Raw genomic sequence first — 15,403 nt, 5'->3', positions numbered from 1 at the left:
CCGGTATCACCGGTTGCACCTGTGGCTCCCGTAGAGCCGGTCGAGCCGGTTGCTCCAGTCGATCCGGTCGAGCCTGTCGCTCCGGTATCACCGGTTGCACCTGTGGCTCCGGTAGAGCCGGTCGCGCCAGTTGCTCCGGTCGAGCCGGTCGCGCCAGCCGGACCCGTTGCGCCTACAGTACTGGTGCTGAAAATGCCAATATCAAATTGATTGCCCCCGTTCCCATTGGCCGGGCCCAAGATCGGCCCATCCGCAAAATTATACGTATTTCCAGCTCCAGGTGTAAGCGTTCCGTACAAATTAAAACCGCTATCATATATTTTATAAGTATGAGTCGGATCTGGAATTGTTATAGTTACTGCAAATTCGCTGACAACTCCATTTCCAGACTGCGGAAGCGGAAAACTACCTACCAACAGATCAGGATTGGCCGTAATGTCTACTAAATAGTACGTATTTATACTGGCACTTCCATTCTGGGTGGTTAAGTTGCCGGTGAGAGTCAGATCAACCGAAAGCACTCCTGTATAAATTAGTGCGCCAGCTGAAGTCAGCGGCGGCAGCGGTCCGGGTGCGTTGACGCGCGCGGACAGCTCCCATGCGCCGCCTAGTGCGGCTCCGCCAACCAGCGATCTCGACGCGCAGACGTTCGCGGCGACGGCCTCTTCTAGCGCCGCCACGAAGGTCTCGCCCCCATTGCCCGATGCCGTCTCGCAGCTCCACAGCCGCAGTTCGCCATCAGCGGCAAGCGCCCGGCCGATTGCGGCAAGATCCTCAGCCTCTTCCTTCAATGTGGCGGTCGACCACTCTCCTGCAGTGAAGCTAACCTGGCCAGGCGCGCCATGCGCAATCACGTGCACTGCATCGAGCCCTGCATGCCCTGCGAGCGCGGCAGCGATCTGCTGCGCCGCCGGCCGGCGGCCGTCGAGCACAATCGCTTGAACCTCGGGGCGCAGGTTGCCGAGAACCGTCTGGAGGTCGGAGACTGAAGGATCGACAAAAAGAATTTCAGAGGCACGGGCCATGACTGGCTCCTGTTGGCTTCGAATTCAATTCACGGGGACACAGCCCACCGGCCTGGCCGGCGAGCGCTGGGAACAAGGGGCTTGAGACGCGTCACCTTCCGGACGACCCGACGGCGTCGTCGGGACGTTCTACGGCTGGGGTCTCGACGCGAAGGAAGCTGGCGGCCTGGAAATTCCCGCCATCATCAAACGTTCCAATGGCAAGTGAGCCGGCGGTGCTTGGGACCTTGACGGTGAGAGCGACGGCGAGGCTTCGCTTGACGGCTTTGGGCAAAATGACCTGACCGACAATCGCGCTCTTGGCCGTGTCCAGAATGAAATAAGGTGCATTTTCGGTCGTGTCGCCGATCGGCAAAACGCCCCGAACAGTGACTTCCATGACCGCAAATCCTGCTGTGTAGCTCATCATGTCCTCCTCGTCCGCTGCGGCCATGCCGCAGCTTCCTCTTGTTTCGTATCCTTAGATTTCAACTGCTGATTTCAATCGCTGCCGAGCGCCCGCGACCGGCGCGCATCGGCGTATCGACAAAGTCTGGACCCACGTTGGCTGCAGCTCCGCAAGCCAACCGGCGACGCGCAGGGTGACGAGACCGGCGCGCACGACTTGACGGCTTCTTCGCGCCGCTCGATCTAACATCTTCAATGAGGTGGGTGTGAAGTTCGCAGGCACGCTGCGATCCACAGGGCGCAGAGGAAGACCCGTCAATCTCGGGACAATCCTGGCTAGCGGCCAGGTGCGGGTAATTGAAGGACTGATCGAAGCCGAACCCGCGTCGCGGGCGCATCGTTTCGTACTTGGTATCACGCCAACCACAGCCAACTCCCGTAACGCACGTGTCGATTTCTCGACAACGACTTGCGAGGGAACCGACTACTCGCGAAGGAATATCAGGTTAGGAAAACGCTGGCCTTGAGTTCAAGGCGATACGACGTCTTCTCCAGCACGCCAACAAACGCCCCATGCGCCCTAACGCACGAAGTGACTTGGCCCTGCGCGCCCTCACGCACAAAGTAACTTGCTCCAGATACTCTCCTGGCATTGCAGACTGCGCAGCCGACAGGCCCTCTGCCCGGTCCGCGGCTACCTTCCCATGCACAAGACATTAGTAAAATCTAAAATTAGCAACTTGTAAATAACCAAGTTAACAATTTATTAATTGTTGAGGACAAGCAACTACTTTTCGGTCGAGATCGAAATGGCGCGCATGGCCCAAACGCCTTGAAAAACCGAGGCTTAAAGACGTCCCCTTGGCTCGCGTCGAACCCTCGATGTCCCGGAGGAATTTGTGCGTCAGCGATTGAGCCGACGGGGACGTTTGTTCGCAACCCCTCGGTCCAAGGTGAACACGAGCCACTTGCTGTGACGGAAATCGCTGGCTAACAATGGATAGGGTTGAGATGCTGAACAGGAAGGGGCAATCGATCTCTGCAACAAACGCCATGCAAATGGCCGAGGCCGCGCGGAATGTCTCTTGCGAACTGTTCCCCTTCAACAAATTTCGAGCAGCGTGTAACGAACGCCGCTCCGCCGAGGGATTAGCATGAGCACCATCGGCCTATGCATGATCGTCAAGAACGAGGCACAGGTCATTCTGCAATGCCTGGCCAGCGCGCTTCCTCTCGTTGACTATGTGCTAGTCGTCGACACAGGTTCCACGGACGGCACGCAGGATCTCATCCGTACCTTCCTGACCACCCACAATGTCAACGGCGCAGTCATCGACGAGCCCTGGCGGGACTTCGCATACAACCGAACCTTCGCCCTTGACCGGCTGCGTGAAGTCGAGACGGTCGACTACGCCATGATCATCGACGCGGATGATTTTGTGATCCAGGACCCCGGCTTCGATCCGATCGAGTTCAAGTCTCGGATGGAACACGATCTATACGACATCGAGGTGTCCCATGGTGGCATTTCGTTTTATCGCCCGCAGATCTGCCGCAACCGGCTGCCGTTCTCTTTCAAGGGCGTGCTGCACGAATATCTCGAGGCCCCTCCTGGCAATCTCACACGCGAGATCGCCAAGGGGTTTCGCGTGGCGACGGGGCGTGGCGGAGCACGCAGCCAAAACCCGCGAAAGTACCAAGACGACGCGGCTGTTCTTGAAAATGCGCTTGCGACGGAGACCGACCCCTTCCTTGTTTCGCGATACACTTTCTATTTGGCGCAGAGCTACAGGGATTGCGGTGAACGTGAAAAATCGCTGGCGAACTATTTGAAGCGTGCCGAGCTGGGTTTTTGGGACGAGGAGATCTATGTCAGCCTGCTCGAGGCGGGCAATCTCATGGCGGCGCTGGCACGGCCATTCGACGAGGTCGTTGCCGTCTTTGAGCGTGCGACGCAGGTCGTTCCCAGCCGCGCGGAGGCTCTTCACGCCGCGAGCCTCTATTGCCGCAACCAGGGTCGGAATGCGGAAGGAATGGAATTTGCGCGTCGAGGGCTCGACGTCGCTCAACCCGCCGGGCTTTTCGTACAGCCCTGGGTCTACGATTACGGAGTGCTCGACGAGTTTGCTGTCAATGCCTACTGGACAGGCGCTTACCGGGAATCGCTCGACGCCTGTCTGAAGTTGCTCGCCAGCGACAAGTTGCCAACAAACATGCTGAAGCGCGTGGTGGCCAACGCGCGCTTTGCCGCCGACAAGCTTCAGGTCGGCGAGCCAGCGGCTTTGGGGAGGTTCGGGGCCGAGAGCTTGGTTGAACAGCACAAGCTCATCCCGCAGCGTTCGTTGCGATCGCGCGTGAAGGGCACGCCGCGCGTGCTGGTAGCAATCCTGGCAAAGCAGAAAGAGCCGGCACTGCCGCTTTACCTTGAGTGCATCGAGGCGCTCGACTACCCGAAGGAGTCGATCGTCCTCTACATCAGGACGAACAACAACACCGACAGGACCGAGCACATATTGCGCGAATGGGTAGAGCGTGTGCGCCACCTCTATGCGGCGGTTGAGTTCGATGCCTCTGACGTGTCCGATCGTGTGGAGCAGTTTGGCGAGCACGAATGGAACGAGACGCGCTTCAGGGTGCTCGGCCGAATCCGCAACATAAGCTTGCGGAAAACTCTCCAGCACGGCTGCGATTTCTATTTCGTTGTCGACGTCGACAATTTCGTGCGGCCGGCCACGCTGCGGGAACTTGTCGCGCTCGACTTGCCAATCGTCGCTCCCCTGCTTCGCTCCATCTCGCCCGGCCAATACTATTCGAACTATCACGCCGAGATCGATGCGAACGGCTATTACATGCAGTGCGATCAATATGGCTGGGTGCTTAACCGCCATGTGCGCGGCATTATCGAGATGCCGCTCGTGCACTGCACCTATCTCGTCCGCGCCGATGTGCTGATCGAACTGACATATGAGGACGCCACATCTCGGTACGAGTACGTCATCTTTGCCGACAGCGCCAGGAAGGCCGGCGTCGTCCAGTATATGGATAACCGACAAGTCTATGGCTACATCACCTTTGGCGATGGCCAATACCATGTGAGTGACGGGATCGAGCGGGCTCGAGCGCTGTTGCATGGTGCGGGCGACACCCCCGTATTCACTGCCGCCCCGCTCTCTGTCTCCGCGACGATGCCAGCCCGGCCTGTCGAGCCAACGGGTTCGCCGAAAATTCACCTGATAAATCTCGACCGCAGCGTCGAGCGCTGGAGCAGGTATCAAAGCAACAACTGGCATCTGATGCACAATACGGTTCGCGTATCGGCCGTTGACGGCACTTCTCTCGACAGGGGGGCGCTCATCAAAGAAGGGCTGATTACCAGTGATTGTCCGTATCCCCCGGGCACGCTGGGATGCGCTCTATCGCATATCAACTTGTGGAAGCTGTCAGCTTCAGAAAATAAGACAATAACCATTTTTGAAGACGATGTTCGATCATCGTTTCGATTCATGGAGGAATCCGCCGATATTTTATCTCAAGCACCAGCGGATTGGGATATGATACAGTGGGGCTGGATATTTGATCCATCTTTCATTTGGTTGGATTTTGGTTTCTCGAAGGCCAAGCTGGATTTCTACGATCGCCGATATACCAATAGAACTGCCTTGTTTCAGTCCGAGAAATTCGCCAGATCCCTCATCAAGGTTGAGCATTCATTTGGGCTTCAGGCCTACACAATCACACCAAGAGGTGCGCGGATACTTCTGGAAAAATGCCTGCCGCTACGAAGAAAGCTAATCCCATTTCCTGGAACTGCCGTCGTCCTTGACGACACGGGTATCGACTGCGCGATGTGTGCCGCATATGGCTCGATGCAAGCTTTCCTTTGCATGCCACCACTGGTCATTCTGGACGACGAGCAACCTTCAGATCGAGTGGCGACGGATCAGGGGGTTGGTTAGGCGGATCGGATGGTTGCAGATTCAGGGCGGCGCTTGAAGCATCAAAAGGACTTAGCCTTCGATGGGCGCCAAGAAGAAATTGTTGTCCAAGGGAAACGTCTCTTTGACCGCATAGCGAAAGGCATCACACCAAGAGACAAGTTCCTGGTGACGCTCCGGCCATACTTCGATAAGTATGCCTGGACGCCATAGCTCGACCGTTTCTTGAATTCCCTTGAGTACGTCGAATTCTGCGCCTTCCACATCAATCTTGATGAAGCCTACAGGTTTCTGCCGCAGAAAAACGTCACCAGGGATACATTTGATGGCCCCACGATCGGCCTTAAGCATCTGCGCTTGACCCATGTTATTGGAGATCGGGTAAAATACGTCCGCCAGATTAGATTCTGAACTGAGCGCCAAGCCAAGATAGGCAGGATTTACGTTTGCGCACCCGTTCAGCGCCAGATTTATTTTGAGGATTTCGATGGCTTTCGGATTGGGTTCGAAGACTATCACTTCCGAGGGGCTGCAGAATTTTGACATAAATATAGAATGGTTGCCTATGTTTGCGCCAATATCGACAAATACTTTTCCGGGCGGAGAAAGACGTTTTATTAAATCAAGCTCAGGTCTCTCGTAAAAATCACCTCGAATCAAGAACGATTGGATGTAGTCATCACCGTTCGATATGAAAAAGCTGACTATTTTTCCATCAATCCGATGGCTTATTATAGTGCCACTTGATTCCGACGCATCTTCCCGTAAATGAAAACGCTCCCAGATTTCACACACTGATCTTGACAAAGTAATGCGACCATCGGGTTCGGCGCATAGGAACATTCCATTTTGCTCGAGTCCAAATTCTCGGTCCGTGACGTTGACGGTCTTGAACCTATTTCCGGACAGAGAGTTGAGCACGTCGAAACCACCCAATTTATTTGAGCCGATGACCGCTGAATAATCGGCAAGATATGATATCTCTTTCTCAACTCCGGAATCGACAAATCTGAGATAAGCTTGCGATCCCAATTGCGCCAAAACGATATTGTTTGGACTGCGCTCAAGAGCTCCGTGCCGGACTTCGCCGGATGACGTGTCGACGAACACGCTCGTTCCGTGCGATGTAAAGACTTGGCTAGCTCGGTTGGCATTCGCGGCCATAACAAGGCCCCCCTCGATTCAGCGTGAGTGTAAGCGCATTTGTTATTTTTTGCCAAAGACGACGAGACAGCGGTGAACGGGCCGGAGGCAAAGACCCATCTACGGACTGCGCATAACAATACGGGCTGGCTTGGCGATGCGTCGATGCTAGCGATGAGCTCTGCATACGGTTCTCTGAGGGCGAGCATCGACCAGTGAAGAGGAGACGCTTTACGGTGCTGGCAGCCTCCTCATTGCTTACCAGCTTGGGGCCCACGATGCTGCGAAGCACCACCGAAGGAGCCTACGCGGCCATGTCTCCCCCGCCTTCCCCGACCGGCCCATCGCCAACCCTCCTCACCGCGCCCATCGAGCTTGCCGGCGACTGGGGCCGCATGCTGCCTGGTGCGGCCCAGCAGGTCGTCGAGCGGATGCGGCATGCATGCCTTGACAGCGTGCGCCTGCTGTCCGACCGCCAGCCGACGCGGCTGCGTATCGACGAGCACACTTCAGGTACGCCGGCCATCTGGCTGCATCCGGACGGCAGCAGCATGGCGTGGATCATTGTCGACATCGGTGAGCGCGACTGGTCGAAGCTTGCCTACCAGTTCGGGCACGAGCTCGGCCACGTCATGGCCAACAGCTGGCAGGCCGACGCCAAGCCGGCGACGCCCTGCCAGTGGCTCGAGGAAGCGACAGTCGAGGCATTCTCTCTGCGCGGGCTCGGGCGCCTGGCGAAAAGCTGGAAGGACGCCCCGCCCTTCGCCGGCGACAACGCCTTCGGCGATGCCATCGCCCGGTATCGCCAGGACATTATCGACCGCTATGCGGCCCTCGCTGAAAGCCAGGGGCTCACGCGCGACGCCACTGCGTGGTTCGCCGACCATCGCGGCGAAATCGAAATGCCCGCCCTCAATCCATTCGCCCAGGCGATGTCCTTGACCATCCTCGCCGAATACGACCGCGCACCGGACTGCGTCGAGGCGCTGGGCGCACTCAACCGCTGGCCCGGCCGAACCAGTATTCCGATCGCCGAATATCTCCGGCAATGGGAAAACAGCTGCAAGCAATTGCACGCCTCGCCGCAACTGCCGCGCCGCTTGCAGGACTTGTTGCGTACGCAACAATTCAAGTGAAAGTGAGCGCGCCGAGCTCCATCGGTCCGGCCTCGGACCGTGTGTGTCCTGTAACGCTAAAAGGACTGTTTCGCAGTCTTTCCCTACTCGATTGTTCTAAAGCATGATAACGCATTGCTCCATAGAGGAAATCTTTCCGCTGGCGACGAAGACCCGTATCCCGGACCCGTCCAAATTCTTGCTCTTGAATTCAGAGGAGAATTTCGGCGATCCTTGATCTGATCGGTTCAAAAACGGTCGGTCTATTTCCTCGGAGTTCTCCGCATTACGGCAAGCGTCGCCGGCGAGCTGCCGGGCGTCAGTCGCGCGATATGGACAGCCCCGCGAGAAGCGGAGCGTATGCGGCGAGCCTGCGGGATACGAACTCCGTGAAGAGCTGCACGCGCTTCGTCTTGCGTGTCTCCCCCTGCGTGAGCAGCCAGAGCGTTCCGTACATGTGCAGGTCGGTGCCCGGCACCCTCACCAGCAGGGGGTCGGCATCTCCGACGAAGCATGGCAGTGTCGTGATCCCGAGCCCTTGCTGTACAGCAACGACCTGCGCCTCGGCGTCCGTGGTCCTGAATGGAACCCCCGTGGTGCGAACCTCACCCTCGCTGGCCCAATCCGGAATTCCATGAATGCTTATGACGATCCACCGGATGGGATCAGGCGCGCCCGCACGCCAAGCGGCCAGTCGATCGCGGGACATGTAGACGTGGCCGAACAGCTCCGGCCCTTTCAGTCCGTGAAGATTGAGCGGCAGGGTCTTGCGGTCGTAGACGACGCGGATCGCCACGTCGGCCTCTCGGTTGGTCAGATTTGCCAGCTCGCCGGACGATGAGATTTCCATCTCGATGTCCGGATGCAGACGCGCGAACTCGGCGAAATCCGGCATGAGCAGGTGTGTCGCGAGGGTCGGAGCCAACGTCACCCGCAGAAGCCCGCGCACGCTCTGGTCGCGTCCGAAGATGCGGGTCTCCAGCTGGTGCGACGACGCTTCCATCTGGTTCGCGAGCTCGAGGACCTCCTCGCCCGCAGTCGTCAGGCGATAGCCCGAAGGCAGCTTTTCGAACATCTGAGCCCCGAGGCGTTCCTCGAGCTGAGCGATGCGTCGCAGCACGGTCGAGTGATACACCCCGAGGCCCTCGGCGGCAGCCCGCACCGAGCCACCGCGTGCCACGGCAAGAAAGTGGCGAATGTCATCCCAGTCGATCATGGTGCAATCCCGCACCGCGCGGTGCGCCTTCCAAAGCCCGTATCTACTGCATCGTACAGCAGTACGGCGGTGATCATAACTCATGTCAACGAGCGCTGCCCAGTTCCGAACGGCGGAAACCGATCGTCGCGGCTGGCGTCAGTCTCCAGCCGGATCGATTTTGCACCACCGATGTGCGCGATTCCGCACTCAACAACTGACGCCAGCGGACCCATTTCGAGGTCCTCGGAGGCAGATGCTATCCCGACACCACGAAAGGAGAAGTCATGGGAAAGCTTGAAGGTAAGGTTGCAGTCATCACGGGTGGATCGAGCGGCATGGCGCTGGCGAGCGCAAGCGGTTCGTCGAAAAAGGCGCCTACGTTTTCATCACGGGCCGGAGGCAGGAGGCGCTGGACGAGGCCATTGTGCTGATTGGCCGGAACGTGACCGGCGTGCGCGGCGATGCGGCCAATCTCGACGACCTCGACCGCCTGTTCGATACAGTCAAGCGGGAAAAGGGCAAGATCGACGTCCTGTATGCGAGCGCCGGCACGGGCGAAGCCGTCCCACTGGGCGAGATTACCGAGCAGCATTTCGATGCGACCTTCGGCCTGAATACGCGCGGCACGCTGTTCACGGTTCAGAAGGCGTTGCCGCTGTTCAACGATGGCGGATCGATCTTCATGACCGGATCAGTTGCTTCGCTGAAAGGTTTTCCCGGATACAGCGTGTATGCGGCGAGCAAGGCGGCGTTGCACGCATTCGCACGCGGGTGGCTCAACGAACTGAAGGGCAGGAATATCCGGGTGAACGTGCTGCACCCGGGGCCGATCGCCACACCGATGCAGGACCAAGTTCTCACCGAGGAGGCGAAGCAGATGTTCGAATCCCTGATCCCGCGGGGAAAGATGGGGCGTCCTGAGGAAATTGCGGCGGCCGCGCTGTTTCTTGCTTCAGACGATTCGAGCTTCGTGAATGGGCTGGAATTGTCTGTCGACGGAGGCTTCTCGGCCATCTGAAATCGCGCCGGATCGCGGGAAGCGGCTGATCGGCGGGAACCAGCGTGTCCATGGTCGAACGACTTCCGCGCTGAACGGTCGGTCCGGCCGCGCCGGAGTCGTTCACGACGGGACGTCTACGCAAAGGTCGCCATACAGCAGAACGGATAACCCGGCGCCGTTGAGGGCCGGGGAACCAATATCAACATGGATCGGAGAAGTATCATGAGCTATGCGATTGTAGGATTCGGTAAGATAGGCCAGGCCCTCGCCCACGCCTTCGCCCGTAAAAACATCGCGGTGGCCGTCGCGAGCCGCCGGCCGGCCGAGGCGCTGGCGCCGCAGGCTCGGGCGATCGGACCCACGGTTGTCGCCAAATCACTGCAGGACGCAGTCGAGGCCGACACAATCATCTTTGCGGTCCCGTTCGGGGAGCATCGCGAGGTTGCGAAGGCCCTGCCGAGTTGGAAGGGCAAGACGGTCATCGACGCGATGAACGCGTTAGTTCCCCCTGAGGAGTTGGACGGTCTCCCGTCCTCCGCCTTCGTCGCGAAGGCGTTCACCGGCGCCAAGTTCGTGAAAGGTTTCAATCACCTGATCGCGGCCACCCTGGCTGCCGATCCGATCGTCGAGGGCGGCCACCGGGTCGTCTTTCTGTCGAGCGACGACGAGGACGCGATTGGTTCCGTGGCGGCCCTGGCCAAACAACTCGGGTTCGCACCCGTCAAGCTGGGAAAGCTCAACGAGGGTGGCGCGCTGGTGCACGCACGCGGCCGCGTTTGGGGCCAGCTCATCTTCCAGGATTTGTTCAAGAAGGAGCAATGACCGGTGTACGACCATGTAATTTGGCCCGAGCGGTATGATCCGGGAACGTCGACCCTCTACGCGCTCAACGACATCGACGTGAAGGCGCCCCCTGAAGTGGTTTGGAAGCTGCTCGTCGACGCCGAAAATTGGTCGAGCTACTTTCCGGCCGAGGATCAGGTCAAGGTTCTGACCGACGATCCGGAACTTGCGCTCGGAACCAAGTATAGCCGGGTGACGGTTGGATTCCCGATGAGTCTGGTCGTGACGGAATGCGAGCCCTTCCGCAGGCTTGCGTGGGCGACGACCGTCGATGGCGACGAGACCGGCTCGAGCGCGTACCACGGCTGGGTCATCACTCCCACCAGCGATGGTTGTCATGTGCTGACCGAGGAGACACAGCAAGGCCCCTGGTTCCTCGAGGAGCTCGGACGCAAGCATCCCGGTGCGCTCTACCGCTATCACCAGGAATGGGTCGAAAGCCTCGCCCGCGCGGCGGAGGCGGAAGTCGCGAAAAAGGCAGGTTAGCGCATTTGCCCTCAAGCCTGGCCCGCACGGGCCAGGCTTCGATCGCCTTAGCCGTTCACAACAGGAGATGAATGACATGAATATCGAACTCAAGGGCCGCACGGCGATCGTCACCGGGTCGACGGCAGGCATCGGGCGCGCCACCGCAGAGGGTTTAGCTCGTGCCGGGGCGTCGGTCGTCATTAGTGGCCGTGGAAATGCCCGGGTCGACGAAGCGGTGCGGCAGATGCGCCAGTCTTTCCCGGACAGTGAGATCTCCGGCGTCGCCGCCGATCTGTCGACCGCGGAGGGCGCCGACACATTCTTCGCGCAAGCGCCCGACGCCGATATACTCGTGAACAACGTCGGTACGGCTTACATCCGGGACTACAACGGCGTCGAGGACATCGCCAAGATCCCCGACGAGGACTGGCTTGGCCTGTTCCAGCTGAACGTGATGAGCGGCGTGCGCATGACGCGCCACTATCTGCCGCGCATGGTGGCGAAGGGCTGGGGCCGCGTCGTGTTCGTGAGCAGCGAGTCCGCGGTCAACATTCCCAAGGAGATGCTCGACTATGGCATGACCAAGACCGCGCAGCTGGCGGTCTCGCGCGGTCTTGCCGAGGCGGTCGCGGGCACGGGCGTCACCGTCAACGCCGTCCTGCCGGGACCTACCCGGTCCGAGATCCTGGGTGACTTCATGGCGAAGCAGGCTGAGGCAACCGGAATCACGCAAGAGGAAGCCGAGCAGGGCTTCCTGAAGGCGATGCGTCCGACCACCCTCATCCAGCGGTTCGCAACTACCGACGAGGTCGCCAACATGATCATCTACGTGTGCTCAGAGCAGGCCTCCGCAACCACTGGCGCGGCTCTGCGCGTGGATGGCGGCGTGGTCCGCTTCGTCGCCTAAGCGCCTAGGGCGTCAGTACGAGATCGCGTGTAAACCGCTGAACCGATAGGGATTTTTCTTAGCAACACCCTCCCCTCACTCCCGCTCGATTGTTTTGAGACCAGCTATGTCATTGATCTAGATGGGCCCCCACGACTGTTTCCAGCCGCGGGGGCGTCGGGATAACTTCCCGGGAACCCGTGGTCAGATGTTGGCGAGCAATTCGTTGACGCGGCTTTCCATGTCCGCAAGCGCGGCATCGACGTCTTTCTGGCCAGTGATTGCGGCGCTCATCTCTTCGCCGACAATGTCCTGGATCGCAAACTGACGCTGCACCGCTGACGGCAGCGGCCTGCCGAGATCGGAGATTGCGGCAATCGTGTTGCGGTGCGGCAGCGCCTTGAAGGCGTCCGAGGTGATGATGGCCTTGTATGCCGGCAGGTGACCGGTGCGCGACCATTCGAAGTCGTTGTCGGCGAAGAACTTCAGGAACTTGCCGATGGCCGCGGTCTGTTCAGGCGTGCGGTCCTTCTGCGAGACTGCCCAGGTGTGGCCATCGGCATATTGCGCATGGGCGCCGCCAAACAGCTGCGGATACGGGTAGACCGCGTAGCCGCCCTTGTTGAGCGCCGTGCCCTTGGTTTCGGACTGGGCGTTGTTGTCGCCGACCACCCACGTGCCGTTGAGCTGAACGCCACCGTCACCGGCAAGGAAGGCGTTGATAGCGCCGCCGTAGTCGAGGTCCTTGGTGGTGTAGCCCTTGTCGAAGATCGCCTTGTACATCTCTACGACCTTCTTGGCTTCCGGCGTATTCAGCTTCACATGCTTGGGATCGGCAAAAAAGTCGGAATCCTGCTGGAAGAGATAGGTGTAGAGATTGCGCGTGTAGAGTGCCGTCTCATTGGCCAGGTTTTGAACGAAGTAGGGCTTGCCGGTCTTCTGTTTGAACTGTTCGGCCTGGGCGAGCAGTTCCTCAGGCGATTTCGGAAGCATCGGAGTGCCGTCGGCATTGACGAGACCAGCCTGTTTGAAGAGATCCATATTGATGTGATAGAGCATCGTCCAGCTGTCGATCGGCAAGCCGTAGATCTTGCCGTCTTTGGTGGCGCCGTTGCGCGCTGCGTCTGTGAAGGCTTCGGGTGTGACGCCGACGGACTTCAAGAGATCATCAAGCGGCATCAACAGACCCTTGGACTGATAGTCCGACAGCGCGGATTCGTGGATCGTGACGATGTCTGGAGCATCGCCCGAAGCGAACTGCGCAGTCAGTTGGTCGTAGCCCGGCCATTCCACGGTGGTGACATTGACGTGCACGTCGGGATTGTCGGCATTGAACTTGTTGATCAGCGAGGTGATGATGCCGCATTCGCCGACGGCCTTGCCGACATCGGTGTTGGTGCCGAAATTGGCATCGCAGGCACCGAAGAAGCGCTGCACGGTCAGTTCCGTCGCTGCAAGGCTCGGGCTGGCGAGCATCATTACCCCCGCGGAGACCGCGGCAAACAGTATTTTCTGCATTTTCATATCAGTTCCTCCTACTGAGTTTCCGCCTCTCCACCCTGGATTGGCTTCACGCTTTCCATCGCCGCGCACTCCCCGCCGCCTGCAGTCGGGCAATTTCGTTATCGGACCGCGGCGCCAGAGACGGCCGTGACGATGTATTTCTGGAAAAAGAGGTAGACGATGAGGATCGGCGCGCCGGCGAACACCGCCTGCGCCATCAGAAAGCCGATGCCTTCAGACTGGGCGAAATTGGTCTGTGTCGAAGCCATACCGACGGTCAGCGTGTACATGTCCTTCTTGGTTGCCGAGATCAGCGGCCACAAATAGTCGTTCCACGCGCCAAGGAAGGTGAAGATGCCGAGGGTTGCCTGTGCAGGCACCGTGAGTGGCAAAAGCACCTTCCAGAAAATCCTGAAGCGGCTGGCATTGTCCAGCATGGCGGCTTCGTCCAGTTCCTTCGGGATGGCCTTGAAATATTGGGTCATCAGGAAGACGCCGAACGAAGCCGACAGGCCGGGGAGAATGAGCCCGTGATAGGTGTTGTGGAACTTCAATATGCTGAAGATCTGGTGGCGGGCGACAAGCACGGCCTGTTCCGGAACCGCCAGACCGAAGAGCACGATCACGAACAGGATGTTTCGGCCGGGAAAGTTCAGCCGTGCAAAACCGTAGCCGGCGAGCGATGACAAAACCAGCGTGCCGAGTGTCAATCCGCCCGAGACGATGATGCTGTTGCCCACCCAGAGGAATACCGACGAGGTGCCGATGGTGTTGAGATAGTTCTTGAGGGTGTAGGGGGCGTGAAACACCGAATTCGGATCGGCCATCAGCTCGGCATTTTCCTTGAGCGACAGGCCGATGACCCACAGAACCGGGGCGATCATGACGATCGAAAGCAGGATGACGAGGGCCAACAACACGCGGTCGCCAAATGCCCGCCCCTTGATGGAAGTGGCTGGAGCACTCATGCCTGGTCTGCCTTGTTGCGTGCGACGAGGTATTGGGCCATGGCCGCGATCAGGATGAGGATGAACAGGATTTCCGATGCCGCGGCACCCATGCCGAGATCCCAGCGGCGGAATGCGGTGTCATAGATGTAGAGCACGATTGGCTTGGTCAGGTTGTTGGGACCGCCGCGCGTCATCAGCCAGGCCTGGCCGAACAGCTGGAATTGCAGCACGATCTGGATGATGATCACCAGGACGAAAGTGCGTTTGATCGACGGCAGCGTGATTGAGCGCAAGGTCTGCCAGCGATTGGCATTGTCGAGGGCCGCCGCTTCGTAGATATCCTGCGGGATCTGCTGCAGGGCCGAGAGAAAGAGCATCATCGGCAGGCCGATGCACCACCAGACAGTGGCAATGGCGATACCGATCATCGCAAGGCTTGGATCGGAAATGAAGGCTGGGGCGGTGGCACCAAACCATCCGTAGATCGTCGACAGCAGGCCGACATTCGGAATGAACACGATGCGCCAGATCAGTGTGACGATGGTAACCGACAGCACCGAGGAGGAAAAGAACAGGGTCCGCAGCACAGCGGCAGTGCGCGTGCGGCGGTTGAGGCAAAGCGCTAGGAAAAGGCCGATCAGAGCCAGCGTCGGCACCGTCAGGAGCACGAAGTAAAAGGTGTTCCAGACCGATTGCAGGAACACCTTGTCGTTAAACAGCCTGATATAGTTGCCGAGACCGACAAAATTTCCGGATGAGAAAGTGTCGGCCTTGTGGAAGCTCAGCCACATCCCCCAAAGGAGCGGGAAGATGAGCAGCGTCGTGAAGAAGAGCAGGAATGGCGCGACGAAAATGAAATTTCGCCATTGCGGCGCGTAGATATCGACGCTTGGGGCCCTGACGCCGGCGGCCGGCGTCGAGGTCCGCGGGATCGTCAAACCGTCGGCCAC

The 15,403-nt window shown here is 59.0% G+C and carries 12 protein-coding genes and 1 pseudogene; 6 read left to right on the top strand and 7 right to left on the bottom strand.

Annotated features, from left to right (window positions below; genetic code table 11):
* A partial coding sequence (locus O7A60_RS28345) for a DUF4347 domain-containing protein (RefSeq protein WP_337109017.1) occupies window positions 1–1,025 on the bottom strand: 1,025 nt, incomplete at its 3' end.
* 91 nt (window positions 1,026–1,116) lie between these two features.
* Window positions 1,117–1,458: a hypothetical protein gene (locus tag O7A60_RS28340; RefSeq protein WP_337109016.1), complete on the bottom strand. Its 342-nt coding sequence runs from the start codon at window positions 1,456–1,458 to the stop codon at window positions 1,117–1,119.
* Window positions 1,459–2,566: 1,108 nt separating this feature from the next.
* Between O7A60_RS28340 and O7A60_RS28335 the strand changes: the two genes are divergently transcribed.
* Window positions 2,567–5,368: a glycosyltransferase family 25 protein gene (locus O7A60_RS28335; protein ID WP_337109015.1), complete on the top strand. Its 2,802-nt coding sequence runs from the start codon at window positions 2,567–2,569 to the stop codon at window positions 5,366–5,368.
* A gap of 51 nt (window positions 5,369–5,419) precedes the next feature.
* Here O7A60_RS28335 and O7A60_RS28330 read toward each other — a convergent pair whose 3' ends face one another.
* Window positions 5,420–6,511: an FkbM family methyltransferase gene (locus O7A60_RS28330; RefSeq protein ID WP_337109014.1), complete on the bottom strand. Its 1,092-nt coding sequence runs from the start codon at window positions 6,509–6,511 to the stop codon at window positions 5,420–5,422.
* 215 nt (window positions 6,512–6,726) lie between these two features.
* On the opposite strand from O7A60_RS28330, the gene O7A60_RS28325 reads away from it, so the two are divergent.
* Window positions 6,727–7,626: a hypothetical protein gene (locus O7A60_RS28325; RefSeq protein ID WP_337109013.1), complete on the top strand. Its 900-nt coding sequence runs from the start codon at window positions 6,727–6,729 to the stop codon at window positions 7,624–7,626.
* Between the two features lie 298 nt (window positions 7,627–7,924).
* On the opposite strand, the gene O7A60_RS28320 is transcribed toward O7A60_RS28325, so the two are convergent.
* Window positions 7,925–8,821: a LysR family transcriptional regulator gene (locus tag O7A60_RS28320; RefSeq protein WP_337109012.1), complete on the bottom strand. Its 897-nt coding sequence runs from the start codon at window positions 8,819–8,821 to the stop codon at window positions 7,925–7,927.
* Between the two features lie 266 nt (window positions 8,822–9,087).
* Here O7A60_RS28320 and O7A60_RS28315 point away from each other — a divergent pair.
* The 4 genes and pseudogenes from O7A60_RS28315 to O7A60_RS28300 all read left to right on the top strand — a co-directional run bounded on the left by O7A60_RS28315 (window position 9,088) and on the right by O7A60_RS28300 (window position 12,021).
* Window positions 9,088–9,821, top strand: a pseudogene (locus tag O7A60_RS28315) (SDR family NAD(P)-dependent oxidoreductase).
* A 204-nt stretch (window positions 9,822–10,025) separates the two neighbouring features.
* The gene (locus O7A60_RS28310; protein WP_337109011.1) at window positions 10,026–10,625 is read left to right on the top strand and encodes an NADPH-dependent F420 reductase; all 600 of its coding nucleotides are present in this window, start codon (window positions 10,026–10,028) and stop codon (window positions 10,623–10,625) included.
* Window positions 10,626–10,628: 3 nt separating this feature from the next.
* Window positions 10,629–11,132 carry an SRPBCC domain-containing protein gene (locus O7A60_RS28305; RefSeq protein WP_337109010.1) on the top strand — a complete coding sequence of 168 codons (504 nt, stop codon included), beginning with the start codon at window positions 10,629–10,631 and terminating at the stop codon, window positions 11,130–11,132.
* A gap of 76 nt (window positions 11,133–11,208) precedes the next feature.
* Window positions 11,209–12,021: an SDR family NAD(P)-dependent oxidoreductase gene (locus tag O7A60_RS28300; RefSeq protein ID WP_337109009.1), complete on the top strand. Its 813-nt coding sequence runs from the start codon at window positions 11,209–11,211 to the stop codon at window positions 12,019–12,021.
* 183 nt (window positions 12,022–12,204) lie between these two features.
* On the opposite strand, the gene O7A60_RS28295 is transcribed toward O7A60_RS28300, so the two are convergent.
* The 3 genes from O7A60_RS28295 to O7A60_RS28285 form a co-directional block, all read right to left on the bottom strand.
* On the bottom strand, window positions 12,205–13,518 hold the full coding sequence (locus O7A60_RS28295; RefSeq protein WP_415926867.1) for an ABC transporter substrate-binding protein: 1,314 nt from the start codon (window positions 13,516–13,518) through the stop codon (window positions 12,205–12,207).
* Window positions 13,519–13,622: 104 nt separating this feature from the next.
* The gene (locus O7A60_RS28290) at window positions 13,623–14,471 is read right to left on the bottom strand and encodes a carbohydrate ABC transporter permease (protein WP_337109007.1); all 849 of its coding nucleotides are present in this window, start codon (window positions 14,469–14,471) and stop codon (window positions 13,623–13,625) included.
* Window positions 14,468–15,403, bottom strand: a complete 936-nt coding sequence (locus O7A60_RS28285; RefSeq protein WP_415926866.1) for a carbohydrate ABC transporter permease — start codon at window positions 15,401–15,403, stop codon at window positions 14,468–14,470. Before O7A60_RS28285 ends, O7A60_RS28290 begins: the two co-directional genes overlap by 4 nt.

This window comes from Mesorhizobium salmacidum (SeqCode) (assembly GCF_037179605.1).
GTDB classification, from domain to species: Bacteria; Pseudomonadota; Alphaproteobacteria; order Rhizobiales; family Rhizobiaceae; genus Mesorhizobium; species Mesorhizobium salmacidum.
This window is presented reverse-complemented; position numbering and strand designations above follow the sequence as displayed.

Bases quoted from the DNA above. Each gene is read 5' to 3' on its own strand.
- O7A60_RS28340 (WP_337109016.1), bottom strand. From the start codon at position 1,458: ATGGCCGCAGCGGACGAGGAGGACATGATGAGCTACACAGCAGGATTT.
- O7A60_RS28320 (WP_337109012.1), bottom strand. From the start codon at position 8,821: ATGATCGACTGGGATGACATTCGCCACTTTCTTGCCGTGGCACGCGGT.
- O7A60_RS28310 (WP_337109011.1), top strand. From the start codon at position 10,026: ATGAGCTATGCGATTGTAGGATTCGGTAAGATAGGCCAGGCCCTCGCC.
- O7A60_RS28335 (WP_337109015.1), top strand. From the start codon at position 2,567: ATGAGCACCATCGGCCTATGCATGATCGTCAAGAACGAGGCACAGGTC.
- O7A60_RS28290 (WP_337109007.1), bottom strand. From the start codon at position 14,471: ATGAGTGCTCCAGCCACTTCCATCAAGGGGCGGGCATTTGGCGACCGC.
- O7A60_RS28295 (WP_415926867.1), bottom strand. From the start codon at position 13,518: ATGCAGAAAATACTGTTTGCCGCGGTCTCCGCGGGGGTAATGATGCTC.
- O7A60_RS28300 (WP_337109009.1), top strand. From the start codon at position 11,209: ATGAATATCGAACTCAAGGGCCGCACGGCGATCGTCACCGGGTCGACG.
- O7A60_RS28330 (WP_337109014.1), bottom strand. From the start codon at position 6,511: ATGGCCGCGAATGCCAACCGAGCTAGCCAAGTCTTTACATCGCACGGA.